General features: G+C 70.9%; 22 protein-coding genes. 6 read left to right on the top strand and 16 right to left on the bottom strand.

All coding sequences use genetic code 11. From position 1 onward, the window contains the following. Nucleotides 1-2 precede the first annotated feature (2 nt). Nucleotides 3-1,169, bottom strand: a complete 1,167-nt coding sequence (locus LPC10_RS16760; protein ID WP_231347078.1) for a multidrug effflux MFS transporter — start codon at nucleotides 1,167-1,169, stop codon at nucleotides 3-5. Between the two features lie 244 nt (nucleotides 1,170-1,413). Next, nucleotides 1,414-2,007, bottom strand: a complete 594-nt coding sequence (locus LPC10_RS16765) for a hypothetical protein (protein ID WP_231343588.1) — start codon at nucleotides 2,005-2,007, stop codon at nucleotides 1,414-1,416. Between the two features lie 211 nt (nucleotides 2,008-2,218). On the opposite strand from LPC10_RS16765, the gene LPC10_RS16770 reads away from it, so the two are divergent. Further along, nucleotides 2,219-4,063 carry a serine hydrolase gene (locus LPC10_RS16770; protein ID WP_231343589.1) on the top strand — a complete coding sequence of 615 codons (1,845 nt, stop codon included), beginning with the start codon at nucleotides 2,219-2,221 and terminating at the stop codon, nucleotides 4,061-4,063. Between the two features lie 209 nt (nucleotides 4,064-4,272). Next, nucleotides 4,273-5,796, top strand: coding sequence for an aldehyde dehydrogenase (adh, locus tag LPC10_RS16775; protein WP_231343590.1), 1,524 nt, complete (start codon nucleotides 4,273-4,275; stop codon nucleotides 5,794-5,796). Between the two features lie 205 nt (nucleotides 5,797-6,001). On the opposite strand, the gene LPC10_RS16780 is transcribed toward adh, so the two are convergent. Continuing rightward, nucleotides 6,002-7,090 carry a substrate-binding domain-containing protein gene (locus LPC10_RS16780; RefSeq protein ID WP_231343591.1) on the bottom strand — a complete coding sequence of 363 codons (1,089 nt, stop codon included), beginning with the start codon at nucleotides 7,088-7,090 and terminating at the stop codon, nucleotides 6,002-6,004. Between the two features lie 116 nt (nucleotides 7,091-7,206). On the opposite strand from LPC10_RS16780, the gene LPC10_RS16785 reads away from it, so the two are divergent. Together LPC10_RS16785 and LPC10_RS16790 are read left to right on the top strand one after the other, a co-directional pair. Beyond that, a complete protein-coding gene (locus tag LPC10_RS16785) occupies nucleotides 7,207-8,022 on the top strand; it encodes a recombinase family protein (protein WP_231343592.1) in 816 nt (271 codons plus the stop codon). A gap of 39 nt (nucleotides 8,023-8,061) precedes the next feature. Beyond that, nucleotides 8,062-8,370, top strand: a complete 309-nt coding sequence (locus LPC10_RS16790) for a hypothetical protein (RefSeq protein ID WP_231343593.1) — start codon at nucleotides 8,062-8,064, stop codon at nucleotides 8,368-8,370. Nucleotides 8,371-8,412: 42 nt separating this feature from the next. On the opposite strand, the gene LPC10_RS16795 is transcribed toward LPC10_RS16790, so the two are convergent. From LPC10_RS16795 to LPC10_RS16805, 3 genes are read right to left on the bottom strand one after another with little or no spacing between them, the layout of a single operon-like run. Continuing rightward, the gene (locus LPC10_RS16795) at nucleotides 8,413-9,699 is read right to left on the bottom strand and encodes a type III PLP-dependent enzyme (RefSeq protein ID WP_231343594.1); all 1,287 of its coding nucleotides are present in this window, start codon (nucleotides 9,697-9,699) and stop codon (nucleotides 8,413-8,415) included. Beyond that, nucleotides 9,696-11,222, bottom strand: coding sequence for an AMP-binding protein (locus LPC10_RS16800; protein WP_231343595.1), 1,527 nt, complete (start codon nucleotides 11,220-11,222; stop codon nucleotides 9,696-9,698). The genes LPC10_RS16795 and LPC10_RS16800 overlap by 4 nt, the downstream gene beginning before the upstream one ends. A gap of 19 nt (nucleotides 11,223-11,241) precedes the next feature. After that, nucleotides 11,242-11,493: an acyl carrier protein gene (locus LPC10_RS16805; protein ID WP_096486293.1), complete on the bottom strand. Its 252-nt coding sequence runs from the start codon at nucleotides 11,491-11,493 to the stop codon at nucleotides 11,242-11,244. A 385-nt stretch (nucleotides 11,494-11,878) separates the two neighbouring features. On the opposite strand from LPC10_RS16805, the gene LPC10_RS16810 reads away from it, so the two are divergent. Further along, nucleotides 11,879-12,400: a DoxX family protein gene (locus LPC10_RS16810; RefSeq protein ID WP_231343597.1), complete on the top strand. Its 522-nt coding sequence runs from the start codon at nucleotides 11,879-11,881 to the stop codon at nucleotides 12,398-12,400. On the opposite strand, the gene LPC10_RS16815 is transcribed toward LPC10_RS16810, so the two are convergent. Further along, entirely contained in the window at nucleotides 12,357-13,901 is a 1,545-nt protein-coding gene (locus LPC10_RS16815) for an MFS transporter (RefSeq protein ID WP_231347079.1), read from the bottom strand. The genes LPC10_RS16810 and LPC10_RS16815 overlap by 44 nt on opposite strands. A 290-nt stretch (nucleotides 13,902-14,191) precedes the next feature. Between LPC10_RS16815 and LPC10_RS16820 the strand changes: the two genes are divergently transcribed. After that, on the top strand, nucleotides 14,192-15,079 hold the full coding sequence (locus LPC10_RS16820) for a DUF3313 domain-containing protein (RefSeq protein WP_231343598.1): 888 nt from the start codon (nucleotides 14,192-14,194) through the stop codon (nucleotides 15,077-15,079). A gap of 130 nt (nucleotides 15,080-15,209) precedes the next feature. On the opposite strand, the gene LPC10_RS16825 is transcribed toward LPC10_RS16820, so the two are convergent. The 9 genes from LPC10_RS16825 to LPC10_RS16865 all read right to left on the bottom strand — a co-directional run bounded on the left by LPC10_RS16825 (nucleotide 15,210) and on the right by LPC10_RS16865 (nucleotide 25,979). Further along, entirely contained in the window at nucleotides 15,210-17,015 is a 1,806-nt protein-coding gene (locus LPC10_RS16825) for an adenine deaminase C-terminal domain-containing protein (protein ID WP_231343599.1), read from the bottom strand. Nucleotides 17,016-17,103: 88 nt separating this feature from the next. Beyond that, complete coding sequence (locus LPC10_RS16830) at nucleotides 17,104-17,820, bottom strand: RlmE family RNA methyltransferase (RefSeq protein ID WP_231343600.1); 717 nt, start codon at nucleotides 17,818-17,820, stop codon at nucleotides 17,104-17,106. A gap of 122 nt (nucleotides 17,821-17,942) precedes the next feature. Next, complete coding sequence (locus LPC10_RS16835; RefSeq protein WP_108941218.1) at nucleotides 17,943-19,070, bottom strand: Ppx/GppA phosphatase family protein; 1,128 nt, start codon at nucleotides 19,068-19,070, stop codon at nucleotides 17,943-17,945. Between the two features lie 147 nt (nucleotides 19,071-19,217). After that, a complete protein-coding gene (locus tag LPC10_RS16840; protein ID WP_231343601.1) occupies nucleotides 19,218-20,390 on the bottom strand; it encodes a glycosyltransferase family 2 protein in 1,173 nt (390 codons plus the stop codon). Then, entirely contained in the window at nucleotides 20,387-21,199 is an 813-nt protein-coding gene (locus LPC10_RS16845; protein ID WP_231343602.1) for a lysophospholipid acyltransferase family protein, read from the bottom strand. Before LPC10_RS16845 ends, LPC10_RS16840 begins: the two co-directional genes overlap by 4 nt. A gap of 11 nt (nucleotides 21,200-21,210) precedes the next feature. Continuing rightward, nucleotides 21,211-22,749 carry an NAD(P)/FAD-dependent oxidoreductase gene (locus LPC10_RS16850; RefSeq protein ID WP_133090995.1) on the bottom strand — a complete coding sequence of 513 codons (1,539 nt, stop codon included), beginning with the start codon at nucleotides 22,747-22,749 and terminating at the stop codon, nucleotides 21,211-21,213. A gap of 69 nt (nucleotides 22,750-22,818) precedes the next feature. After that, nucleotides 22,819-23,706 carry a type 1 glutamine amidotransferase gene (locus LPC10_RS16855; RefSeq protein WP_231343603.1) on the bottom strand — a complete coding sequence of 296 codons (888 nt, stop codon included), beginning with the start codon at nucleotides 23,704-23,706 and terminating at the stop codon, nucleotides 22,819-22,821. 99 nt (nucleotides 23,707-23,805) lie between these two features. Next, nucleotides 23,806-25,017, bottom strand: coding sequence for an ABC transporter permease (locus LPC10_RS16860; protein WP_231343604.1), 1,212 nt, complete (start codon nucleotides 25,015-25,017; stop codon nucleotides 23,806-23,808). Then, nucleotides 25,014-25,979, bottom strand: a complete 966-nt coding sequence (locus tag LPC10_RS16865) for an ABC transporter ATP-binding protein (RefSeq protein WP_370644502.1) — start codon at nucleotides 25,977-25,979, stop codon at nucleotides 25,014-25,016. The genes LPC10_RS16860 and LPC10_RS16865 overlap by 4 nt, the downstream gene beginning before the upstream one ends. Nucleotides 25,980-25,989: the final 10 nt, after the last annotated feature.

The following is a 25,989-nucleotide window of genomic DNA, read 5'->3' on the forward strand; positions in this document are numbered from 1 at the left end:
GATCAGCCCGAGACGCCCGCGCGATAGAGTCGCCCGCGCTCGGTCCAGGCGACGGTGGCGAGGGCGAGGGCGCCCAGCACGGCGTAGCCGTAGGCCACGGGCATCACCGTGCCGTCGAAGGCGTGCCCGATCAGGAAGCCGCAGAAGGCGCCCAGGATCGTGGTGTAGAAGCCGAGGAACGACGAGGCCGTGCCGGCGATCGCGCCGAGCGGCTGCAGCGCGAGCGCGTTGAAGTTCGGCAGGGCGAAGCTGATCAGGAACTGGTTGAGCGCCAGCACCGAGAGGAACAGCACCAGGGACGGATGCCCCTGGTAGTGCAGGCCGATGCCGACCTGGATCACACCCACGGCCGTGAAGGCGGTGACGCCGGCATGCGAGAGCGTGCGCATCCCGAGCCGGCGCACGAGGCGGGAATTGATCAGCGTCGCCGCGCCCATGGCCCCGGCCACCACGCCGAAGGCGACCGGGAACAGACCGCCGAGATGGTAGAGCCCGGTGTCGAACACCTGCTGGGCCGAGCCGACATAGCCCATGATGCAGCCGGTCAGCAGGCCGAGCGCCGTGGCGTAGCCGATGGCCGCGCGGGTGCGTAACACGGTCAGCAGGGCCTGCCCCGTGGCGCGTAGCGAGAGCGGGCGGCGGTATTCGGGATGCAGCGTCTCGGGCATGCGCAGGGCGAACCAGAGGGTCAGCACGCCGCCGAGGGCCAGCATCGACACGAACACGTAGATCCACGAGCCGAGCAGCAGCATGGTCGCGCCGATCGCCGGCCCGAGCATCGGCACGATCAGGAACACCATCATGATGAGCGACATCACGCTCGCCATCTCGCGACCCGAGAAGCGGTCGCGCACGATCGCGGTGGAAAGCACCCGCCCGCCCGCCGCGCCCATGCCCTGGATGACGCGGGAGGCGAGCAGCCACTCGTAGCTCGGCGCCAGCATCGAGAGGATGCAGCCCGCGGTGTAGATGCCGAGGCTGATCAAGAGGGTCGGGCGCCGTCCGAGCGCGTCCGAGACCGGCCCGTAGACGATCTGCGCTACGCCGAAGCCGATCATGTAGACGTAGACGAGCAGTTGCAGGCTGTTGGGGTCGGCGACCGCGAACCGCTCCTGGATGGCGGGGAAGGCCGGCAGCAGGTTGTCGATCGACATGGCGGTGACCGCCATCATCAGGGCGACGATGCCGACGAACTCGGCAAAGCCCGGCCCGGCCCAGACGGGCGCACCGGAGGATGCGGCCTCGGGGGCAGGGCTGCCGGAGGTGGGCCGAGGGGAGGGTGTCACGGTCGGGGATGCTTTCAGGGATGGTGCCGGCCGGGATCGGGCGGCAACGATCCCGGGATGTGGCTGTGTCTCGTCAGTCGCGCTTCCCTCTCCCCTCGGCGGGAGAGGGGCTTTCGGAGAGGCGCACCTATTTCTGCGGCGTGTCCCCCATCGCCGCGCTGAGCTGCGCGTAGTTCTTCGTCACCAGCGCGATGTTGCCCTGCGAAGGCTTGGCCGGCTCACCCGCGGCCAGCGCCGCCTCGATCTCCTTGACCGCCTCGGCCTTCTCCCCGGCGGGCATCCCCTTGTCGGCCTGGACCGCAGCGAGCTGCTTCTTCAGGAGCGCCGTGGGGCCAACATAGCTCTTGGTCTCGGGATCGATCCCCCCGAGCACCGCATCGACGGTGTCGCTGGCATCCTGGAACGCTTCGAGACTCTCGAAGCCGTTCCGCTTCACGATCGCCTCCGCCTCGCCCTGGGCTTGCGCCTCGGCCTTCGCATCGAGCTTGTCGGGCGCGCCGCCGGACAGTTTGGCCAGTTCGGGCTGCGCGGCGAGGAGACCGTCGATCTGCGCTTGCGTCAGCGCGATCTCCTTGCCCGGCTCCGGTGCCCCGGCCGGTGTGCGATCCGGCGCCGCGGCGGGGGGCTTCGCCTGGGCGAGCGCGGCTGCGGGGGCGAGGACGGCCCCGGCGAGGAGGGCGGAGAGGGAAGCGGCGCGAACGGCGCGCGAAAGGATCGTCATGATCGTCGGCCTCTGATGACGCGTCGGCTGCACCGGGCCTCGTTCCGCACGCGGGATGCGGCTCCGGCCTCGGGCTGCGCGCTTCTTGCAACGGGTCGCGGCGAAACCGTGATCGCAGGCCCGCCCCCACCCGCAGCACGGGGACGGGCCACGCCCCGGCCGCAAAGGCCGCCTCTGCTCGCTTCGCCTGCCGAGAGGAGACAAGAGCCCCGTGAGCCAGACCTCCGTGAGCCAAACCTCTTGGAGACCGGAATGCCGATGGCCCAGCGCCCGCCCGCACCGCGCGCTGTTTCGCCTCGCCGTTTGGCTCGCCGCCCTGCTCGCTGCCCTCACGCACGGGGCGCTAGCCCCGGTGCGCGCCGAGGACTTCGCCGAGCGGGCCCACGCCCTCGTCACGCCCTATATCGAGGCCGGCCTGTTCTCGGGTGTCATCCTCGTGGCGAAGGACGGGCAGCCGGTCTTTCGCCGCGCCTATGGGCTGGCCGACCGCGAATGGGAGATCCCCAACACACCGCAGACCCATTTCCGCATCGGCTCGCTGACCAAGGCCTTCACCGCGGCCGCCGTTCTGAAGCTCGCAGAGGCGGGCCGGCTCGGGCTCGACGATTCCGTCCGCCGCTGGGTCCCCATCGTGCCGGAGGCCTGGGCCGGGGTGAGCCTGCGCCACCTGCTCCAGCTCCGCTCCGGCATCATCAACTTCACGGCGCTGCCGAACTACTACGACCAGATCGCGCGCGTCGATCACACGCCCGCGCAGATCGTGGCCCTGACGACAGGCGACCCGCTGCTGTTCCCGCCGGGCGAGCGCTTCGAGTACAGCAACACCAACTACGTGCTGCTCGGCATGGTGATCGAGGCCGCCTCGGGCCAATCCTACGAAGCCACGTTGCGCGAAACCATCCTGGCGCCGCTGGGACTGAAGCAGACCGGCTACGACGACCTGACCGTGATCCTGCCGCGGCGGGCGGCCGGCTACCGGCGGGGGCGGGCACAGTGGCGCAACGCCGTGCCGATGGCGGCGAGTTCGGCCTATGCCGCGGGCGCGCTCTACTCCACCGTCGACGACCTGCTCGCCTGGGACGAGGCGCTCGCCGGCCCGCGCCTGCTCTCGGAGGCCTCGCGCGCGGCGATGTTTGCCGACAACGGCACCGGCTACGCCCTCGGCTGGTTCGTTTCCCGCGTCTTCGGCAAGCCCGGCGACCCCGCGAGCGGCCACCGCATCGTCGGCCATGCCGGCTCGATCCCCGGCTTCCTCTCGATCAACGACGTCTATCCCGACGACCGGCTCACGGTGATCGTGCTCTCGAACACCGAGACCGCCCCGGCCCAGAAGATCGCCCGCGACCTCGCCGCGCTCCATCTCGGCCATTACGAGGCGCCCGAAGAGATCGTCTTGGAGGACGTGATCCTCGACCGCTACCCCGGCACCTATCGCCTCGGTCCACGCGCCGTCCTCACCGTCGCCCGCGCAGGCAAGGGCCTGAGCGCGCGGCTCGACGGGCCCGGGCTGCGCGAACCCGCCTTTCCCTTCGTGCCCGAGAGCGACCGCACCTTCGTCTCGCCGGTCGCCGACATGCGCCTCACCTTCGAGACCGAGCCCGACGGCATTCCTACCGGGGTGATCCTGCACCGCGACCACCGCGACCGGACCGGGCCGCGGGTGAGCGAAGCGGAGGCCCGTTCCGTGCTCGCCGCGCCGCCGCGGGAACACCGCGAGGTCGCCATCGACCGCTCAGGCCTTCCCGCTTTGGCCGGCCGCTACGCCCTGGCGCCGGGCTCCGAGATCGCGGTGAGCGTCGAGGACGGGCGGCTCTTCGCGCAAGGCACGCGGCAGCCGCGCCACGAGCTCGTCCCGGAGGGCGAGCGCGCCTTCTTCCTGCGCACGCTCGATGCGGAGATCACCTTCACCACCGACGATACGGGCCGCATCACCGGCCTGATCCTGCACCAGAACGGCCTCGAGACCGAGGCGCCTCGTCTGCCCGAAGAGAGCAGCCCGGCCTCGCGCCTTGGACCAAGGGCGGGGTCGCCACCAAACCCGAAAGGGTCTAACTGAAGGACATGCCGCCACGCGCACCGGCGGTCTTCCCGCCCCCCGGCGGCAAGAGACAACAATTGCGAAAAGTGTTGCGAAAACGATCAAGTCGGCGGCCGCCAGAAGCCGCGTTGGCCCAAAGTCCAGCTTGATCAGACGGAGCGGCTGCTCTTGTCTCCCGCGATAACGCGGCAGTGCGGTCGACGAACGAGCGCAATGGAGGAAACGCGATGAACAAGCCCGAATTCCTGGCCGACGCCAAGACCAAGTCGCCGTTCTCGGCGCGTTACGACAACTTCATCGGCGGCCAGTGGGTCCCCCCCGCCGGCGGCCGCTACTTCGAAAATACTTCCCCCATCACTGGCAAGGTGATCTGCGAGGTCGCCCGTTCCGACGCGCAGGACATCGACAAGGCGCTCGACGCCGCGCACGCCGCCAAGGACGCCTGGGGCCGCACCGCGCCGGCCGAGCGCGCGCGCATCCTCAACAAGATCGCCGACCGGATGGAGGAGAACCTCGATCTGATCGCGCTCGCCGAGACCTGGGACAACGGCAAGCCGATCCGCGAGACCACCGCCGCCGACATCCCGCTGGCCATCGACCACTGGCGCTACTTCGCGAGCTGCGTGCGGGCGCAGGAAGGCGCGATCTCCGAGATCGACCACGACACGGTGGCCTACCACTTCCACGAGCCGCTCGGCGTCGTCGGCCAGATCATCCCGTGGAACTTCCCGATCTTGATGGCGGTGTGGAAGCTGGCCCCCGCGCTCGCCGCCGGCAACTGCGTGGTGCTCAAGCCCGCCGAGCAGACCCCGGCCTCGATCCTCGTGGTCATGGAACTGATCGGCGACCTGCTGCCGCCGGGCGTGATCAACGTCGTCAACGGCTTCGGCCTGGAGGCCGGCAAGCCGCTGGCCTCCTCGCCCCGCATCGCCAAGATCGCGTTCACCGGTGAGACGACCACCGGCCGCCTCATCATGCAGTACGCCTCGCAGAACCTGATCCCGGTGACGCTGGAATTGGGCGGCAAGTCGCCGAACATCTTCTTCGGGGACGTCGCCAACGAGGACGACGACTTCTTCGACAAGGCGCTCGAGGGCTTCACCATGTTCGCCCTCAACCAGGGCGAGGTCTGCACCTGCCCCAGCCGCGCGCTGGTGCACGAGTCGATCTACGACCGCTTCATCGAGCGCGCGATCAAGCGCGTCGAGGCGATCACGCAGGGCTCACCCCTCGATCCGGCGACGATGATCGGCGCCCAGGCCTCCTCCGAGCAACTCGAGAAGATCCTGAGCTACGTCGATATCGGCAGGCAGGAAGGCGCCGAGTGCCTCACCGGCGGCGCCCGCGGCACCCGCGAGGGCGATCTCGCCGACGGCTTCTACATGCAGCCGACGGTGTTCAAGGGCCACAACAAGATGCGGATCTTCCAGGAGGAGATCTTCGGGCCCGTCCTCTCGGTCACGACCTTCAAGGACGACGAGGAGGCGCTCTCCATCGCCAACGACACGCTCTACGGCCTGGGCGCCGGCGTCTGGACCCGCGACGGAACCCGCGCCTACCGCTTCGGCCGCGCGATCCAGGCCGGCCGCGTCTGGACGAACTGCTATCACGCCTATCCGGCGCACGCGGCCTTCGGCGGCTACAAGCAGTCAGGCATCGGCCGCGAGACCCACAAGATGATGCTCGATCACTACCAGCAGACCAAGAACATGCTGGTCAGCTACTCCTCGAAGAAGCTCGGGTTCTTCTAGGATTTTTGCTAAGTTCGAGACCAACTTCAGCCCCGGCCGCAAGGCCGGGGTTTTTTCGTCTCATACGGTCTCCGCTTGATCGCTTCGGCTTCGCCTCGCGATGACGGCATCGGGCAAAAACCGAAGCGATCAACCGGAAACGGTCTCATCGGATGGGCCTGCGCCGGGGGCGCGGCGGGCCCGGAAGCGCTCGGCCCCCGTGATCTCACCGGCCTGGAAGTCCGCTGCGTGAAGCGGACACCGCCAGGGCATCGGCCGCTTCCGGACCGGCAGGCCGGTAGCCGGAGGTGCGCGCGGCACGCGCCCTCACGGCGGCGATCAACGCGTCGAACGCCGAGCCGGCGAGGGCGCGGCTCGCGGCGAGGTAGTACGTCTCCCAGCCAACCGACAGGAAATCGAGACCGAGCCTCTCGGCCGCCGCCCGCACGCCGAGCCCGGCATCGGCCGCGCCGCAGGCGATCACCGCCGCCACGGCCTGATGCGTGAACTCCTCGACCGCGTAGCCGTGGATCGCGTCGGGCGAGAGGCCGGCCTCCGCCAGCATGCGGTCGAACCAGTTGCGCGTGCCCGATCCCCGCTGGCGGTTGACGTAGCGCACGCCCTCCGCCGTCAGGTCGGCGAGGGTGCGGATGCCGAGGGGGTTGCCGGGGGCGAGCAGCAGACCCTGCTCGCGCTCGAACAGCCTGTGCGTCACGAGCCCGGCGCTCGTTGCCAGCTCCGAGAACGGCGCATCGGCCTGCTCGGGATCGAGCACGCCGCAGTGGAAGCCCGCCGCATCGACCCCGCCGTCGAGGAGAAGCTTCACCGCCGCGCTGCTGCCCATCACCGACGGTTCGATCGCGCCCTGCTCGGCCGGGATCTCGCGCAGGATCTCGATCAGCAGCGGGTCATGGCTTGCTGCGAGCCTCAGCGCGCCGGCCCGGCCGGTGAGCAGGCGCCGCACACGGTGCTCGATGGCGCGGGTCTCGCGCCCGAGGCTCGCATTGAGCCCCGGAATCGCGGAGGTGAGCGACTCCGCCAGAGCCGCTCCGAACTCCGTGAGTTCAGAGCCCTGGCCGCGGGTCTTGCGCACGAGCGGCTGCCCGAGAGCCGCTTCATACGCCTGCAGCCGTGCCCAGGCCGCGCGATAGGACAGGCCGAGCGTTTCGGCTAGGCCCTTGATCGAGCCCGTCCGTTGAATGGCGTCAAACACCACCAGAAGATCGAGCACCTCGACCCTGTTCGCACCGACCTGAAGCGTACCGCCAAGCCTGACCGCCACGGCAACGGACACCCCATCGGCAAATTCGTTCATATTGATGGGTCCTCAATTGTCGAGCACATCAGATAGCCCAAAAGTTGAAGACCTGTCGCGGCTCGGCGCCCGGTATCCCCGTGCGTCGCCACCGAGATGCATCACGGTCCCCTCCGATGTTCTCAGCCCCCTTCGTCGCCTATCTCCATGCCGGCCCGTCCGGGGACGGCCGCACCGGCGCACCCCTGGTCGCCCAGCGCGCCGCAGTCGCCCTCTATCGGCGCGGCCGCGGGCCGCTCGCCGCGGAGATCGTCGAGACCGGTGAGGGAGGGCAGGGCCCGATCGGGCCGCGCCTGCGCGAAGCGTTGAGCCTGTGCCGCCGCTGCGGCGCGACACTGCTGATGGCCGATCTCAGCGCCTTCATCGAGGACGCCGCCTTCCTGCAGAATCTCAGCGCCGAACTGCGCCGCCTGGATCTGCGCTTTGCCGCCGCCGACAGGCCCGAGGCCAGCGAAGTGACGCTCGGCATCATGGCGGCCCTGGCCGAGGCCGAAGACCGCTGGGGCGTGAACCGTAGCCCGGAGGTCATGGCGCGCCGCCATGCGTTCTACGCGCGCATCACCGCCGAAGGGCGGGCGCAGCCGACAGCCGGTAAAGGCGGCGCAGCGACCACCGCAACGGTTCGACCGCGCGCCTCATCGGACGGCCGCGGCCGAGCCGCAAGCGGCCTCGGAACCGGCAGCTTGGCCGTCAGTGCGCAGCGCAGCCGAAGGCGGGCGGAGGAGGTTGCGCCGATTCTGAGCGAGATCCGCGCCGCCGGTGCGCTGACGCTGGAGCAGGTCGCCAACGCACTCAACGCCCTCGGAGTCCCCTCGGCGCGGGGAGACCGCTGGTATCCGATGCAGGTGACCCGGGTCGAGAAGCGCCTGGCCGCCGAGGGCCATGCGATGCGGCCCATGCCCCCTTCGTTCGAACACTCCCTTCACGCCTGATTTCCCCGCGAAATCGGGATCGATCCGGATCCAGGAAGGATGGCTGCTTCTCTGACCGTCGGCGATCTCTTCAAGGCCAAGGCCGTCACCGATGAACAGGTGAATGCGGCGGTCGAGCGGTACCTCGTCGCGCCTGAGACGTCGGCCCATCCGATCGCGGAGGGCTACACCGTCGATCTCGCCGCGGCCGTCGCGGGACATGGCTGGGCGAGCCGGGTCGCGGCCAATCCGCGAACCCACCCCTTGCTGAAGCGGGCCGCGGTTCAGACGGCGATCCTGCTGGCGCGAGCGCGCAAGGCCCGGACCGTGAGCAAAAAAGCGCGAACCGATCCACCGGCCCCACGCTGAAGCGCCGAGCCGCCCGTGAGGCCAGGCCCCAGCGAGAACGAATCATTCGGACGGCCGGATCACCGTTGCCACTCCCCCGTCGACCAGCAGTTCGGCCGGCATCGGATGGCTCAGGAAGCCGGTGGGACTCGCGGTCAGCCCGTAGGCGCCCGATTGCAGCACGGTGACCAGGTCGCCCTCGGCGAGCGGCGGCAGGGGCGCAGCGCGGGCCAGCATGTCGAGCGGGGTACACAGCGGGCCGACCACGGCGGTCGCCGCGCGCGCGCCGCCCGCCTCCGTCACGGCTGCCAGGGGGAAGTCGCGCTTGACGATCTGGCCGAGATTGCCGCTCGCCGCGAGGTGGTGATGCATGCCGCCATCGGTGATGACGAAGCGGCTGCCGCGGGATTCCTTCACCGCCAGCACCCGCGCCACGTAGAGCCCCGCCGGCCCGGCGAGGTAGCGGCCGGGTTCCAGCACCACGCGGGCGCCCGCCAGCGACGGGTCGGCCCGCAGCGTGGCGATCAGGTCGGGCAGTCCGGCCCGGAGTGCGCCGAGATCGAGGGCGGCGTCGCCGGAAAAGTACGGGATGCCGAGGCCGCCGCCGAGGTCGATCGTCTGCAGCGGGCGGCCGATTCGTCCCGCGATCCGTGCGGCAAGGCCGAGGCCGTAGGCCCACTGACCGAGCAGGGTCTCGGCCTTCAGCCCCTGCGTGCCCGCGAAGAGATGAAGCCCGACGAGGCGAAGCGGGCCTTGCGCCTCCACCGCATCGATGGCGGCCTCCATCTCCTCCTCGTCGAAGCCGAAGGGGGAGGGCTTGCCGCCCATCCGCATCGCCCCGCCCTGAGCCGTGGCACCGGGATTGATCCGCAGGGCCACCCGCACAGTGACACCGTGGCGCTCCGCCGCCGCCGCGACGCGAAGAATCTCCTCGCGGTTTTCGAGGTGGATCTCACCGATGCCGCCGGCGACGACGCGGTCGAGATCGGCCGCGCCCTTGCCCGGACCCGCGAACAGGATCTTTTCGGGCGGGACGCCGGCTTCGAGGGCTGCCGCGAACTCGGCGCCCGAGGCGATCTCGGCGCCCGCGCCCTCCTCGTGGAAGACGCGGATGACGGCCGGGTTCGGGTTCGCCTTCACGGAGTAGTCGATTTCGGCGAAGCCGGCCAAAGTCGCGCGCAGCGCCCGGTAGGTCCGGCGCATCACCTCGGCATCGTAGACGAAGAGCGGCGTGCCGAATTCCCTGGCGAGGTCGGTCAGCGGCAGCCCACCGACCTGGAGAGCGCCGCTCGCATCGCGCGAAAAATTCTCGGTGACCAGTGCGATGGCGAGGTCGGGAGCGTCGGTCATCGGCGCTCGATTTCCGCCGCCGCGCGCTCGGCGGTCAGGCGCTTGTAATCGACCTTGCCGTTGGGCGTGGTCGGGAGCGTGGCCACCGCCTCGATGGTGCGGGGCACGAGGTGGGGCGCCAGCGCCGTGCGCAAGCGCTGCAGCACGTCGGCCGTACCCGGCGCTCCCTCGGCCGGCACGGTGACCGCGTGGATGCGCTGGCCGAGGCTCGGATCGGGCAGGCCGATCACGGCGGCCGCGCGGAAGGCGCCGGTTTCCATCAGTGCCGCCTCGACCTCGGTTGGACTGACGCGGAACCCTTGCGTCTTGATCATCGTGTCCTCGCGGCCGATGAAGCGGAAGAAACCGTCCTCATCCTCCACCACGAGGTCGCCGGAGCGGCAGACGAGCCCCGGTTCGCGTCCAGGCGGCGGGAAGGGGTCGGGGACGAGCACGCGGGCGGTGTCCTCCGGCCGCTTCCAGTACCCCATCGAGACGGTGGGGCCGCGATGGTGCAGGATGCCGGGCTCGCTCGGCCGCGCCCGCCGTCCCTCGGGGGTGAGCGCGAAAATCTCGGTCTCGGGGATGGCCCGGCCGATCGAATCCGGCCGTCGGTCGATCTCTTCCGGGGGGAGGTAGGTCGAGCGGAAGGCCTCCGTGAGGCCGTACATCAGCACGATCGCCGTATGGGGCAGCCGGGCGCGCAGGCGCGCGATGGTCGGCAGGGCGAGGCTGCCGCCGGAATTGGTGATCGCGCGCAGCGCCGAGAGGTCGGCCTTGGCCAGATGCGGCGCGGCGCGCGTCAGCAGCGTCCACAGCGTCGGCACGCCCGCGAGCAGGGTGATGCGCTGCGCCTCCAGCGCCCGCACCACGTCGTCGCCGAGCCGCGGCGTGAGGAGCACGATCCGCGCGCCCTGCTCCACACTGGTAAGGAGTTGGTTGAGGCCGTAATCGAACGAGAACGGCAGCACCGAGAGGATGCGGTCGGCGGGATGGATCCCGAGATAGGTCCGCACGATGCGGGTGCCGGCGATCAGGTTGGCGTGGGACAGCATCACGCCCTTGGGCAGGCCGGTCGAGCCCGAGGTGTAGAGGATCGCCGCCAGGCCGTTGGGCGCCGGCTCGCCGGGTCGGAGGGCGGCACCGTCCTCCCCCACCTCCTCGGTCAGGACGCGCAGGTCCGGAAGGTCGTTGAGCGCGCCCTCCAGCCCGGCGGCGTGAACGGGATCGGTCAGCAGCACCCGCGCGCCGCTGTCGGCGGCGATGTGGTGGACCTGGCGCGGGCGTAAGGCGGGATGGATCGGCACGAACACGCCGCCGGCCGCGCTGACCGCGAAGATCGCGACGCATTCGCGGATCGATTTCGGCAGCAGGATCGCGACCCGGTCGCCCGGCGCGAGCCCGAGGGCGCGCAGACGTTGTGCCAACGTGGCGACGCGAGCCCGGAAGCCGCCATAGGTGAGGGTCTCGCCCCCCTCGACGATGGCGGGAGAATCGTCCGCGCCGGCTCCTTCGAGCAGGTGGTGCAGCAGCGTCGGGGCCATGGGACGGATCAGGCGGGGATCAGACGTCGGAACGCCGGTCGTCGATGAAATGGGCCAGCGTGTCGACGCTGGCGAAATTGGCGAGGTCGAAGCTGTCCTCGTCGATCTCGACGCCGAAGCGATCGCCCAGATGCATCATCAGGTCGAGGATGCCGATCGAGTCGAGCGCGTCGCTGGTCACGAGGGAGGTCTCCCCGGTGACGGCGCCGGAGGGAAGGCCCGGGTTGCGGGCCGCGATGAAGGCGAAGATCGCCTCCCGCACGTCGGCCATCGACTGAACCACGGCTTCTCGACCCCTCGAACCGTCCCGCGCTGGTCTCGGTTTGCGGGCTTAAGCCCATCGCGCGGGCAAGTCCATGGCCGGCCGAACCCCTTCGCGATTGCCGAAGCCGCGCGAGCCGCTCACCGGCGCGAAGAGCGCCGCGCGCAGCGGGCTTTTCAGGACGGTTGTCCTGAAATGCATGGAGCGGAGCGAAAGCCTAAGCCCGCGGAGGCGGGCGCCGGCGACTGAGGCAGGGAAAAACCAGAGCGATCGCCTCAAGCGATGGCTCTGGACGATCCCCAGGCATCCGACGCTTCGAGCGGTCCGCTTAACCCGCGATTCACGCTGGAACCCGAGGCTTCCCGGCATTCCTCTCTCCCGGAGTCCTCGGCCCGTGTTCGGTTCTGCCCAGAACGGCGTGCTTCTCGCCGCCCGCCTCCTCATGGCCTCGGCCCTGCTGCCGACCGGCATCGCGCGGGCGCTCAACGTCTCCGGCTTCGCGGTGACGCTTGCCGGCGCCGGTTGCCCCGCGCCGAACGCGGTCGCAACCGCAGCGGTGATCGTGCAGGTGTTCGGGCCGCTCGCGGTGATCCTCGGCGTGATGCCGCGGATCACCGGGCTCGCCATGGCCGCTTTCGTGGCCGGCATGGCGGCCCTGCTGCACCCGTTCTGGCTCCATGCCGGGGCCGCGGCGGTGACCGAGCGCAGCTTCCTTCTGGCCGATCTCGGGCTGGCCGGCGCCTTCCTGATGTACGCGATGACCGGCCCCGGTGCCTGGGGCTGGCAGGGCTTTTTCCGCACCGGCGGCGCGCCGGCGCCGGCAAGCGTCAAGGCGGCACCGAAGGCCCCGGCACGGCCGAAATCCGGCAGCGTCAAGCGGACGGGCGGCCGGGCTCCGGCGCGGGCGGCGGCCTGAGCGGCGCGAGGCTCTCGCTCTTTGTTGCCGCATCGTCCCCTTCCGAAAGCCGGAAACCGCCTTTCGGGACGATGCTCTGAGGTGAACCGTCGGCGGGTGTCGGCACGGCCTCCGCGATCCGTCGCTGACCCGAGACCTCGGCGCCGGCATCCGGGTCGAGCCGCCGGAACACGAAGAACGAGCCGGCCGAAATCAACGCCACCCCGAGGAAGGCGAGGGGGAAATCCCCCGCCTCGATTCCCGAATGGCCGTGCCAGGCGGCGGCGCCCTCCAGAGCCAGGGCGCCGATGGAGACGCCGAGGCTGAGCGAGAGCTGCTGCGCCACGCTGGCCAGACTCGTCGCCGCGCTCATCTCGCGCGATTCGAGATCGGCATAAGCGATGGCGTTGACGCAGGTGAATTGCAGCGAGCGCACGCAGCCGCCGAGCAGCAGCACGCTGACGATGATCCAGTGCGGGGTCTGCGCCGTGAACAGCCCGTTGGCGGCCAGAAACGCCGAGGCGAGCAGGGCGTTGATCACCATCACCCGGCGGAACCCGTGGGCGCGCAGGATGCGCGGGCCGATGATCTTGATGAGCAGCGCGCCGGCGGCGGCGGCGAAGGTGATGAGGCCCGACTGCAGCGGGTCGAGCCCGAAGCCGAGCTGCAGCATCAGGGGCAGCAGGAAGGGGATCGCCCCCGTCCCGATCCGGAATAGGCTGCCCCCCGTCACCGCCGCGCGGAAGGTCTGGTGCTTCAGGAGATCGAGGCGGATCAGCGGGTGTTCGGTGCGCCGCGCGTGGCGCAGGTAGAGCGCGACCAGGAGGCCCCCGCCGGCCATGCAGGCCCAGGACACGCCATCCGGCAGGAGATGGCGCCCGGTCGAGGCGAAGCCGAGCATCAGGAGCGCGAGGCCGCCGCCCGAGAGCAGGAAGCCCGTCACATCCAGCGGCGGGCGCGTCTCCTCGCGGATATCGCCGAAATACAGGGTCGCCAGCACGATGCCAGCCAGCCCGATCGGGATGTTGATGAAGAAGATCCAGCGCCAATCGGCGTAGGTCGTGATGAAGCCGCCCAGCGGCGGCCCCAGGATCGGGCCGATCAGCGCGGGGATGGTGAGGTAGGCCAGCGCCCCGACGAGTTCGGATTTCGGCACGGAGCGCAGGATCACGAGGCGACCGACCGGCACCATCATCGCCCCGCCGATCCCCTGGACGAAGCGGGCGGCGACGAAGCCGGTGAGCGAGTTCGCGGCGGCGCAAGCGAGCGATCCGGCCATGAACACGCACAAAGCGGCTCGGAAGACGTTGCGGGCGCCGTAGCGGTCGGCCGCCCAGCCCGAGACCGGAATAAAGATCGCCAGGCTGACGAGGTAGGCGGTCAGCGCGAGCTTGAGGGCGATCGGGTCCACGCCGAGGCTCGCCGCGATCGCCGGCAGAGCCGTGGCGATCACCGTCGAGTCGGTGTTCTCCATGAACAGCGCGGTGGCGACGACGAGGGGGACGATCTGGGCGGGACGCATCGGCAGGAAGAAGCGCACGACGCGCCGAAGGGTTGCGCCCCTGCATCGGAGGGGCGACGGAGGAATTGTGCGGATACGGGGCTGAAACCTCGCGTCGCAGGGGCGGATGAAACGCCGTGGCGGAACGGTCACAGGCTCGCAGGATACGCGCGCCGACGCCCGCCGGATCCTTCCGGGACCGCCGCCTTACGGCTAGGCTTCCGCCCGAAAAGCGATGCTGTCCGGCCTCGGCAGGGCGCGCATCCCCGAGCGCCCGATGGCGCCGGCCCCACAGCCCGCGAAAGAGCCTGATGCCCCTGCGGTCGAATCATCGTTCCGGCTTCTCCCGCCTCGCACTCGCCGCGTCCCTGCTCGCCGGGCTCGCCGGCTGCGGCGACGTCGTGCTCACCGACGGCGGCTCCCTCTCGCGCCGCGACCAGTTCGTGACCAGCGACGCGGTCGCCTCCGAGTCGAAGCTGTTCATCGACCCGACCTTGCCGCAGACCGTGCGCACCGTGCGGATCGTGCCGACCGTGTTCACCGAAGCCGTCTCCGGCCCCGGCCTGACGCCGGCCGAGCGGCGCGTGATCGCCAACGCCGCCGACCGGGCGCTCTGCTACGACCTGTCGCTGCGCTACGACATCGTGTCCTCGGGGCGCGCCGACCTCACGGTGCGCTCGGCGATCACGCGGGTCGATGTCACCAACGTTCCGGGGGCGAGCGCGACCATCGGCGCCTCGGCGGCGATTTCCGTCGCCGCGCAGGTCGGCGTCGGATTCGCCAACACGATCGGCAAGGTGCCGGTGCCGCGGGTGCCGATCGGGCTGGGCAGCCTGACCATCGAGGCCGAGGCGCTCGACGCCCGCAACCGCCAGCGCGCGGCGATGATCTGGGCCGGCGCGGCCAATTCCTTCACCAACCAGGCCCGCTTCTCCGCGGCCGGCGACGCCTACGACCTCGCGGGCGAGTTCGGCCAGGATTTCGGCTCCTACCTCGCCACCGGCAAGGACCCGTTCAAGGGCGAGTTGCAGTTGCCCACCTACGACCGCATCCGCATCACCACGCTGGGTGAGGCGCCCCTCGACCCGGATTGCGAGGCCTTCGGCCGGGCGCCCGGCTTCGACGGCATGCTCGGCGACATGATCGGCCTGCCGCCGGAATGGACCGACAAGGGGCCGGGCGTCTCCGCAGCGCGCTGAATCTCGGCTCGATCGCCTCATCCACTTCCCGTCATCGCGAGCGTCAGCGAAGCGATCCAGCGGCGCGACCTCTCCGGAGAGGTCGCGCCGCTGGATCGCTTCGGCTTCGCCTCGCAATGACGGAAGCCATTCAAGCCGCCTCGAACAGCGGCACCTGCCGCATCTCCGGCACCAGCACCAGGCCCTTGTCGGTGATGCGGATCTGCGGGATCACCGAGAGCGGGATCAGGTTGAAGCCCATATAGGGGATGCTGCAGCCGGCCCGGTCCCAGGCCCGTTTCAGGGCCTTCACCTCCTCCGCGACCGCGCCGACGCGCTGGTCGGAGAGGAGCCCCGCCACCGGCAGCGGCACCATCGCGACGACCTGCCCCTCCTCGACGACGCAGACCCCGCCCTGACCGGCGGCGATGGCGTCGAGCGCCACCCGCATATCGGCCTCGTTCCGTCCGGCGACGATGAGGTTGTGCGAGTCGTGACCGACGCTGCTCGCCACCGCGCCGCGCTTCAGGCCGAAGGCGGAGAGCAGCCCGTGGGCGATCCCGCCGGAGCGGTTGTGCCGCTCGATCACCGCGACGTGGCAGAGATCGTGCGTGGACAGCGTCGCCGGCCAGTCGGCGCCGGGGACCAGCGCGACGCGCTCGTGGATCAGCTCGATCCCCGGCAGCGCGGTGCGGATCGCGTTGACCGTGCAGGGCCTGGCGGGCAGCGGCGGGATCAGTGCGGGCAGGGGATCGGGCAGGCGTACCGTGGCGTAGGCCGGCGCCGGGTAGCGGTAGGGCCGGGCCAGCGCCTCTTCGAGCCGCGGGGTCGGCTTGCGGTCTTCCACCACGAGTTCGCCGCCGTACCACGTCGCCCGCGGCACGAGATCGTCGTTCAGGAGCACGAGGTCGGCCCGGCGCCCGCCGCCGATACCGCCGACCTCGCCGTCGAGGCCGTAGCGGGTGGCGCCGTGCAGCGAGCCCATCGCCCAGGCAGCGGGCTTCGGGATGCCGCGGGCCACCGCCTCGCGCACCACCCAATCGAGGCCGAAGGCGAGAAGGTCGTCGGCGTCGCGGTCGTCGGTGCAGGCGCAGACCCGTTTCCAGGCCGCGCCGTACGCGGTCACGGTGCCGATTGCCTTCGGCAGCGAGTGCCACGGCGTCGTCGGCGGTCCGCCGCGCAGAAAGATCCAGAGCCCGGCCTCCAAGAGGTCGTCGGCGATGTCGGCATCCACGGCCTCGTGGGTGTCGGTGATGCCGCTCGCGGCATACGGCGCCACGAAGTCGCGGCCGTAGATGTGGCCCGAGACCGGGCGTCCGCGCTCCAGGGCGGCGCGGAGGATGGTGTGCGCCCGCTCGTCGCCGCTCGCCACCGCGACGAAATCCATCTTCTCGCCCAGTCCGATCGCCTCGGGCCACGCGTCGAACAGCCCGGCGATCTTCTCCGCCGTCAGGTCGCCGCCCGCGGTCTCGAGGTCCGGCGTGGTGGCGGGCACGGTGCTCGGCACGGTGAGGAAGATATTGAGTGGCGCGGCGCGGGCGTCCTCCAACATCCACTCGACGCCGTTCACGTCGAGGACGTTGCCGATCTCGTGGCTGTCGCAGACGATGGTGGTGGTGCCGTTGACGAGCGCGGCCTCGGCGTAGGCGCAGGCCGTGACCATGCTGCTCTCGATATGCAGGTGCGGATCGACCAGACCCGGCGCGATCAACCCGCCGCGCGCATCGTAGCGCGGAGCAGCGCCGCGATGCCGACCCGCCGGCTTCACCGCTGCGATGCGCCCGCCCGCGATCCAGATCTCGCGGTCGGGCAGGATGCGCTCGGAATAGGTCGAGAGCACCCGCGCCCCGGTGATGACCAGATCGGGCTCGGCGCGGGCCGAGGCGACCGCGGCGAGGCGCCGCGTCATCTGCGCCAGCGGCGCGACGGCGAAGCGGTCGAGGGGTTTGACGGTCATCGGAACCTGCACGTCGCGCGTTGGTCGGAAGCGACCCCGCCGGCATCGTGCCACGGAAGCCGGACCGAGTGCAGCCGCCCTCGACGCGTCAGTCCGCGTCGTCCGCCGCAGCGTCGCCGGAGGGCCCCCGGAATCCGGTGGCGAGCACGTAGAGTTCGCTCGAATCGGCCCGGCTCGCCGCCGGCTTGACGTGGCGCACGGTCGCGAAATCGCGCTTCAGGTCGGCCAGCAGGCTCCCCTCGGTGCCGCCCTGGAACACCTTGGCCAGGAAGGCGCCGCCCGGCGCCAGGATCTCGGCGGCGAAGGCGGCGGCGGATTCGGCAAGACCGATGGTGCGCAGGTGGTCGGTCTTCTTGTGGCCGGTGGTGTTGGCGGCCATGTCCGACAGGACGAGGTCGGCCTTGCCTCCCAGCAGCTCGGTCAGGCGCGCGGGGGCGCTGTCGTCGAGGAAGTCGAGGGTGATGAAAGTGGCGCCCGCCATCGGCTCGACGTCGAGCAGGTCGATGCCGACGATGCGCCCGCTCTCGCCGACGATCTTCGCCGCCACCTGCGACCAACCGCCGGGTGCGGCGCCGAGATCGACGATCCGCTGTCCGGGCTTCACGAGCTTGAAGCGCTCGTCGATTTCAATGAGCTTGAACGCCGCGCGGGAACGGTAGCCCTCGCGCTTGGCGCGGGCGACGTAGGGGTCGTTGAGTTGGCGTTCCAGCCAGCGCTTCTGGGAGAGGGTGCGCCCGCGGCCGGTCTTCACCCGCTGCTTCAGGTCGCCGCGCAGGCCGCCCGTTCCGCCTCGCCGGTCGGTCATGATCTCGATTCCTTCACGGGCCCGTCCCTATCCCGGCCCGCCCGGTCCGTGAAGTGCGCGAGAGCTTTGATGCCGCCGTATCGTCTTACGCCGAACCGGCGACCACTTCGGCGGCACATGATCTAGCGGTAATGCCCGCGGCGCCAGACGCCGTCCTCGCGCATCATGTTCATCAGGAGGCCTTCGCGCAGGCCGCGGTCGGCGATGCGCAGGCGGTCCGAGGGGAAGACCCGGCGGATCGCCTCTAGGATGGCGCAGCCGGCCAGCACGAGATCGGCCCGGTCGCGGCCGATGCAGGGGTTGTCGGCGCGCTGTTCGAGGCGGGTGTCGAGCAGATCCTCGATCGCGTCGCCGACCTCGCCGTCGCTCATCCAGAGCCCGTCGACCCGGCGCCGCTCGTAGCGGGCGAGGCGCAGGTGCATGGCGGCGAGGGTGGTGACGGTGCCCGAGGTGCCGAGTAGGTGGAAATAGGGCGCGGTGGCCGCCGCCGCCGCGCGGATCGCGAAGGGTGAGATCAGGTCGCCGACCTCCTCCACCATGCCCTCGAAGGTGCGGCGCGTGACCTCGGTGCCGCCGTGGCGCTCGGCCAGCGTCACCACGCCGACGGGCAGGGAATCCCAGGCGCGGATGCGCAAGGTCGGGTCGGTCGAGGGGTTGGCCGCAGCACCGTCGAGCCACGCGATCTCGGTCGAGCCGCCGCCGATATCGAAGATCACCACCGATTCCGCCCGCGGGTCGGCGAGCGCGGCGCAGCCGGTCACCGCGAGATAAGCTTCCGTCTGACGGTCCACGATCTCAAGATCGAGCCCGACCTCGGCGCGGACGCGGTCCACGAACTCGGCGCCGTTGACGGCGAGCCGGCAGGCCTCGGTGGCGATCACCTTGGAGCGGGCCACCGCACGGGACTTCATCTTTCCCCGGCAGATGCGCAGGGCTTCCACCGTGCGCTCGATCGCCGCCTCGGTGAGGCGGTTCGAGTTGCCGAGGCCCTCGCCGAGGCGGACGATGCGGGAGAAGGCATCGATCACGCGGAAACCGTTGGGGGTCGGCTCGGCGATCAACAGGCGGCAATTGTTGGTGCCGAGATCGAGCGCGGCGTAGGCGTCGCGGCGGCCGTGGCGGCTGGTCTCGTAGCGGGACGGGTAGCTCTCGATCGGGCGTCCGCCCGTGACCGTGCGGGATCCCTCCCGCGATGTCTGCGGGTCGGCGGTGGGGCGGGCCGACACGGCGGCGGCGCTCTCATCCCTCATCGACGCGACCGAACTTCCTGGCGATGCGGCCCGGCAAGGCGCCGGGCCATCGTGGCACCAAGGCTACAGGCGTTGTTCGGGAACTGCAAAGGCTGGATGGGCGGCCTCACACGATTTGCCGCATGGATTACCCCGCGTTGAAAGGGATCAGCCCGGCTCCCGCTGCGGCTTGGCTGCCCCGCCAACCGCCTCGCCGACGGCGTAGCTGCGGCCCTTCCACACCGCCCGCCCGGCGCGGGCCGGGCGCAGCAGCACGTTCCACTGGATCGCCAGCGCCGTGCCCACCGTGAGCGGGTGGAGGAGGATCGTCACCGGCGGCTCGGCGACCCGCAGGGTGATCGCCGCACGGGTAGCGAGCGAGACGAGGGCGGCGATGCCCGCGACCGCCGCCGCCGTGCCGGCGCCGAGCGCCAGGGCGGCAGCAAGGATCAGCCAGGGGAGGATGTGGCCGCCGAACAGCAGAGCCGTCCAGACGGGGAGGGCGGTGGGCGTCGCCATGCCCTCATGCGCGTTCTTCGAGAAGCCGGCCCAGGACTGCGCGAAATCGCGGTACATCCGGCAGGCGGCGAGCGCGTGGCCGGCGACGAGATCGGTGCGAAAGCCGCGCACGCGCAGGAGCCGCGGCAGGCGCACGCCATCGTGCAGCGAGGTGCGGATCGCGCCGTGCCCGCCGGTGGCGGCGTAGGCCTCGCGCGTGATCAGGATCATCTGACCGCAGGCGGCGCCGAGCGAGGTCCGGGGCGATGCCCGCATCATGGCGATCGGCAGGTAGCCGATCATCAGGAAGTCGATCATCGGCACGGTGAGGCGCTCGCCCAGGGTCTCCATCACCTGCCGCGGTACGCCGCTGACGAGATCGGCCCCGCTCTTGCTCGCGTGCGCGGCGAGCGCCGCCGCGCCTTCCGGCGCCAGGGTCACGTCGGCATCGAGAAACAGCAGGCGCTCGCCCCGCGCCGCCGCGGCGAGGCTGGCGCAGGCGTGGTTCTTGCCGGTCCAGCCCTCGGGCAGAGCGGGCACCGAGATCAGCCGCAGGCGCGGATCGCTCGCCGCGAGGCGCGCGACGATTCCCGCGGTGTCGTCGGTCGAGTGGTCGTCGCCGACCAGAACCTCGACCGGGACACCACGGCTCGCCAGCGCGGCCCGCACCGTGCCCTCGATCACCGCCGCCTCGTTCCGGGCCGGAATCAGGATCGAGACGAGTGCATCGGTCGGCGTCGGCTCAGGCGTGCGAAGGATCGCGAGGTTGACCGCCGCCAGCACCGCCGGGAGCAGGGCCAGCGCCAGGGCGACGAAGGCGAGGATGAGGAGCGTCAGCGTCATCGAGTCCGCGTCTCCGCACGATCGCCGTTCCGGTGTCCCGGCTCGAAGCGGCGGCCGGCCAGCGCGGCCGCGAGCCGCCGCCAGCCGTCATAAACGCCGCCGACGCCGCGCCGACCTGCCAGCAGCGTCTCGAACCGGGCGGGATCGCGGGTCATCACATCATCCGAGAGCCGGTCGAGGGCCGCCGTCAACGCCGCTTCCAGCCGGGCGAGGCGCTCCGGGCGGGGCAGGGCCAGCAGTTCGGCGGCGTCAAGAGGAGGGCCGAAGGCGAGGAAGGCCTCCGCGCCGCGCTCGTCCCAGAAGGCGTATTCCACGGCGAGCGGAAGGAATGTCGCCTCCGGCGCGATCTCGGCAAGCCGGGCGACGCCGGGCTTCAGCCCAAGGGGGCGCGTGCGCACGTCGGCGAAGCGCCCCTGCGCGGTGATCCAGATCGCACGGTTCGGCTGACCCAGGATCGCACGGGAGGCCGAGAGGAACTGCGCACCGCCCCGGGCGCTGTCGAGATCGACCGGGAAGGCGCCCATCTTCCGGAAGATGCCGTACTTCTCCAGCATCGCGGCGTCGATCGGCGCGAAGCTCTCGTGCTCGGGAAACAGGCGGTCGGCGGCGACGATCAGGATCGCCGCGTCCCACCACGCCGGGTGGTTGGCGTAGATCACCAGCGGCCCCGCGCCCGTCACCTTGGCCGGAACGCCCCAGCGAGCGAGCCGCAGGGCGTTCAGGTGGCGCCGCACGAAGCGGTCGAAATAGGCCGCCATGAACCGCCAGAACCGTGGTGAGCGCTCGGGCGGCTTGATCGACCGCGGCATGGCAGGGGCGCTCAGGCGCTTTTGCGCAGATCCGGCTCGGCGCGACTGCGAAAATCCTGATCGAGGGCATCGGCGGCGATCCAGCCGGACATCATCACCATCGGCATGCCGGGTCCCGGATGGGCGGCGCCGCCCGCGAGATAGAGGCCGCGCACTTCCCGCGAGCGGTTGCCGGGCTTGAACGCCCCCATCATCCGCCCGTGCGAGGCCAGCCCGTAAATCGCGCCGTTCAGAACCTTGTAGCGATCATGGATGTCCTGCGGCGTGAGGTGGCGCTCGACGACGATGCGCTCCTCGATGTCCGGCATGCCCCCGGTGCGCTTCAGCTTCTCCAGGATCGTCCGGCGATAGGCCGGGAACATCTTCGACCAGTCGTGGTGCGGGCGCAGATACGGCGTGTGCACGAGGACGTAGAGCGCCTCGCCGCCTTCCGGCGCCACGCTCGGATCGGTGGAGGAGGGGGCGGCGAGGTAGGCGGTCGGATCGGGGGCCGGCTCGCCCTTGCGGTAGATGAAGTCGAACTCCTCCTCCGGATCGCGGGAGAAGACGAAGTCGTGGTGGGCGAGGTGCTCGTAGCGCTTGTTGAGGCCGAGATAGAGCACCACGCCGGAGCAGGCCGGCTCGAAGCTCTTCTTCTCGTAGGCCTTGCCGACCTCGCCGCCGACGAGTTCGCGGTAGGTGCGCACCGAATCCATGTTGGAGATCACCGCGTCGTAGGCGCTGATCCCATCGCGGGTGCGCAGGCCGCGGAGTTGGCCCCCCGCGATATCGAGGCCGAGCACCTCGTCGGCAGGCTTCATCGTGGCGCCGAGTTCGGTGGCGAGCCGCATCAGCCCCTCGGCCACCGCGCGGGTGCCGCCCATCGGGTACCACACGCCTTCCGCCGTCTGCATATGGGCGATGGCGCAGAGCACGGCGGGCGCGCCGTAGGGCGAGGAGCCGACATATTGCACGAAGTGATCGAGCATCTGCGCGAGGCGGGCATCCTTGACCTTGCCGCGGATCGTGCTCGCCACGGTGGCGTGCATGCGTAGGCTGAGCACGTCGCGCAGGGTGCCGGGATTCATGTTGGCGCGGATGTCGATCGTATCGAACAGATCCTGCACCGCCTTCCAGAAGAAGAAGCGCTCCGAGACGCCGTGCAGGTGCTCGGAGACGGCGATGAACTTCCTGTAGCCGTCGCCCACCCCTTGGCCCGGAGCGAACCGGTCCATGGAGGCAGCCATGGCGTCGACATCCTCGATCAGGTCGATGCGGGAATTGTCGTCGAAGAAGCAGCGCCATTGCGGGTCGAGACGGCGCAGATCCATGTAGTCATGGACGCTCTTGCCGGCCTCGGCGAAGATGCGCTCCAGCACGCGGGGTACGGTGAGGATGGTCGGCCCCATATCGAAGCGGAAGCCGCCCTCGTGCAGCACCGCGGCCTTGCCGCCCATCCAGTCGTTCTTGTCGTAGACCGTGACGCGATGCCCGCGGGCCGCCGCCACGCAGGCGGAAGCCAGACCGCCGAGCCCGCTGCCGACGACGGCGACCGAAGAACCCTGGCTCATTGAAAACGCGTCTCCCGCGATGCCCGAAGGAAGGTCATCACAGCAAAGCTAGACGTGGATGGGGGCGGGTCAACGTGCCACCCGGTCGCGCTCCGGCCATTCGAGGCCGCGGGCTGTGGACAGAGCCCTCAGGAAGTTGCCGATTTCCCGGCGCCGCTGCCCGGATTCGAGCACATCGGTGCCGACCCCAAGACACCATGCCCGTCGGCGGCGAGCGGGGCCGTCGTCGTCGGCCAGGTCCGCGACGGCGCTCGAATAGGCCTCGACGGCCGCACGATCCTCGGCGAAGCCGGCGGAGACGACGTCATCGGCGGTCAGCCGCAGCAACGCGGCGAGTTCATCGAGATCGGTCTCCGGGTGGTACTGCGTGCCCCAGAACAGGCCTCGGCCGTAACGGATCTCCATCGCCTGCACGTCGAGGACGGCGTTGGCGGCCAGCACCGTCGCGCCGGGCGGGGGGCCGAGCACGGCATCGAGATGGATCGCGGGCGCGTCCCAGGCGAGGCCGCGGCCGGCAAGCAGGGGGTGTGCAGCCCCCTCGCCGGACGGCGCGATGCGTCGGGCGAAGCCGTATTCCGGCCCACGCGGATTGACGCCCACATCGCCACCCGCCACCGCCGCGGCGACCTGCATGCCCCAGCACGAGCCGAAGACCGACAGGCCGGCCTCCAGCGCCGCGCGCATCAGGTCGAGCTGGCGCCGCACCGCCGGCCCGTCCTCGGCGACCCGCAGGGTGGAGCCGGTGAGCACCATGCCGTCGAACCCGTCGAGATCGGCCCCGCTTATGCTCTCGGCGTCGGCCGGATTCACCAGCGTACAGGCCGTCTCCGGCACGAGATCGGCCACCACGGCGGCGAAGGCCTGCGAAGTGGTCTGGCCGACCGCCTCCGCGCGCCTGGCGCGACCGGCGCGGTCGTTGCCGTCGGCGATCAGCAGGCGCAGCATCGGGTTCGTCATGGAAATCGGGCGGTTCCGGCAGCGACAGAACGGGGGCGCTGCCTCTGCCTGATCCGAGCCCTCAGGTCGCGAGCGCAGGTCGCCGCGGGGCGATCCGCCTCAGATGCGCCTGCGCGCCACAACCGTGAGCGCCACCGCCAACCCCGCCATCGCCAACGCCGCCAGCACACCCCAGGCCGGCAAGGCGGCGGACGCGCCCTCGCCGAGGGCCGCCTGATAGGCCTCGATCGCCCAGGCGTTGGGGGTGAGCCAGCCGGCCTGCTGCAGCCAGGGCGGCATGAGGAAGCGAGGCACCATGCTGCCGCCCACCGCCGAGAGCAACAGCACGCCGAAGGTCGCGGCGAGATGCGCCTGCTGGCGGGTCGCCGAGAGGGCGCAGGCGGCCAGCGCGAGGCCGGCGGCCATGGCGGAGACGAGGATCGAGGTGACGATCCAGCCGAACCAGTGGCCGGAGACATCGACGCCGTGCAGCAAGGCGGCGGCGGCGAAGATCAGGCCGGCCTGGACCACGCCCTGGCCGAGCAGGAACAGGAATTTGCCCAGCACGATCACCGGCAGGCCGCCGGGGCCGGCAGCGAGGCGGTCGGCCAGCCCGCCCTCGCGCTCGTCCACCAGGGAGAGCGCGCCCTGCATCGCCGCAAACAGCAGGAACACGGCGGCGATGGCCCCCGCGTAGTAGCTCACCCGCTCGTTGCCGCGCCCGCTCGCGGTGGTGCGGGTCTCGACGAGACGCGTGAAGGAGAACGGCTCCTTCTTCGCCCGCTGCTCGGCAAACGCCTCGTCGAGGAAGGCGCGCTCGTCCGGGCCGATCTTGCCGGAGCGCTCCACGTCCGCGACGATGCGCGAGAGCACCACGTCGGGCAGGGCGTCGTTGAGGGCGCGCTGGAGCTGGCCCAGCGCGATCGGCGTGGCGAGTGCGCGGGACGGGCTCTCGATCAGCAGAACCGGCTGGCTCGCCGCCGCTTTTGCCTGCTCCGCGCCGACTGGTGCCGCGAGGTCGCCGCGCAGCACCAGGGCCACATCGACCTCGCCGCGGCGCACGGCGCGGAGGGCGCCGGCCTCATCCGCCACGTTCAGGCGCTCGATGCGTAAGGAAGGCTCGGCTTCCAGCGCGGCGACGAGGCGCTGCGTGGTAGCGGTGCCCGCGAGGTCGGCGAGCCCGAGATGGATGCGGATTCGGTCCCCGATCGCGCCGGAGAAGATCGCCGCGAAGATCGCGAAGATGACGGTCGGCAACACGAAGGCCATGGTCAGCGCCGCGCGGTCGCGCAGCAGCGAGAGCCACATCACCCGGAAGGCCGCCGCGATCACGCTGCCGTCTCCAGGCTCGGCCCCTCGGCGAGGGCATCCCGATACAGGGTTTCCAGGCCGGGGCGGCGGACGCGGATCTCGGCGGCCGGCACGCCGTTCGCGCGGAGCGCCGCGAGGAGGGCAGCGCCGTCGAGCCCGCCCGCCGCGCCGTGATCGGCCCGCCAGATCTGCGCATCGCCGGGCAGCGGCAGAAAGCCGGAGCGGCGCAGGGCCGCCTCGGCCGCCGCATCGGGGGCCCCCTCCAGCACCGCCTCGTGCTCGGGCGGGGCGGCTTCGAGCGGGCACATCAGCGCGGCGAGCGGGCCCACGAGCCGGATCCGCCCGTCGGCGAGGATGGCAACGCGGTCGGCGAGGCGCTCGGCCTCGGAAAAATCGTGGGTGCTGACGACGAGGCCAGCGCCAGCCGCGCGCAGACCGGCCAGCACCGCGTGGATCGCCGCCCGCGCGTCGAGATCGACGCCCTGCGTCGGCTCGTCGAGCAGGATCAGGTCGGGGGAGGCCAGCAGGCTCGCGGCGATGTTGACCCGGCGCTGATAGCCCCCCGAGAGCGTGGCGACGACGCGCCCGGCCACGTCGGCCAGCGCGCATCGCCCGATCGCCGCGGCGACCGCCCCGCGCCGCTCGCCCCGCTTCAGGCCGGCGAGCCGGGCAAACACGTCGAGGTTCTCCGCGACGGTGAGGCGCGGATAAAGCGCGATTTCCTGCGGCACGAAGCCGATCCTTCGCCGCGTCGCCCGATCCGCATGAGGATCGCCGCCCAGGACGCGCACGGAGCCGGCATCGGGCCGGAGCCGCCCGGCGAGCAGGCGGATCAGGCTGGTCTTGCCGGCGCCGTTCGGGCCAAGCAGCGCCAGTGTCGTCCCGCGGACAAGCGTGAGATCGAGTCCGCGCAGGGCTGCCCGGCCGCGATAGGCGAAGGCAGCCCCCTCGACGGCGGCGAGGGGCGTGTCCTCGGTGCGCATCAGCCGTCCG

The organism is Methylorubrum sp. B1-46 (genome assembly GCF_021117295.1).
Lineage (GTDB): Bacteria > Pseudomonadota > Alphaproteobacteria > Rhizobiales > Beijerinckiaceae > Methylobacterium.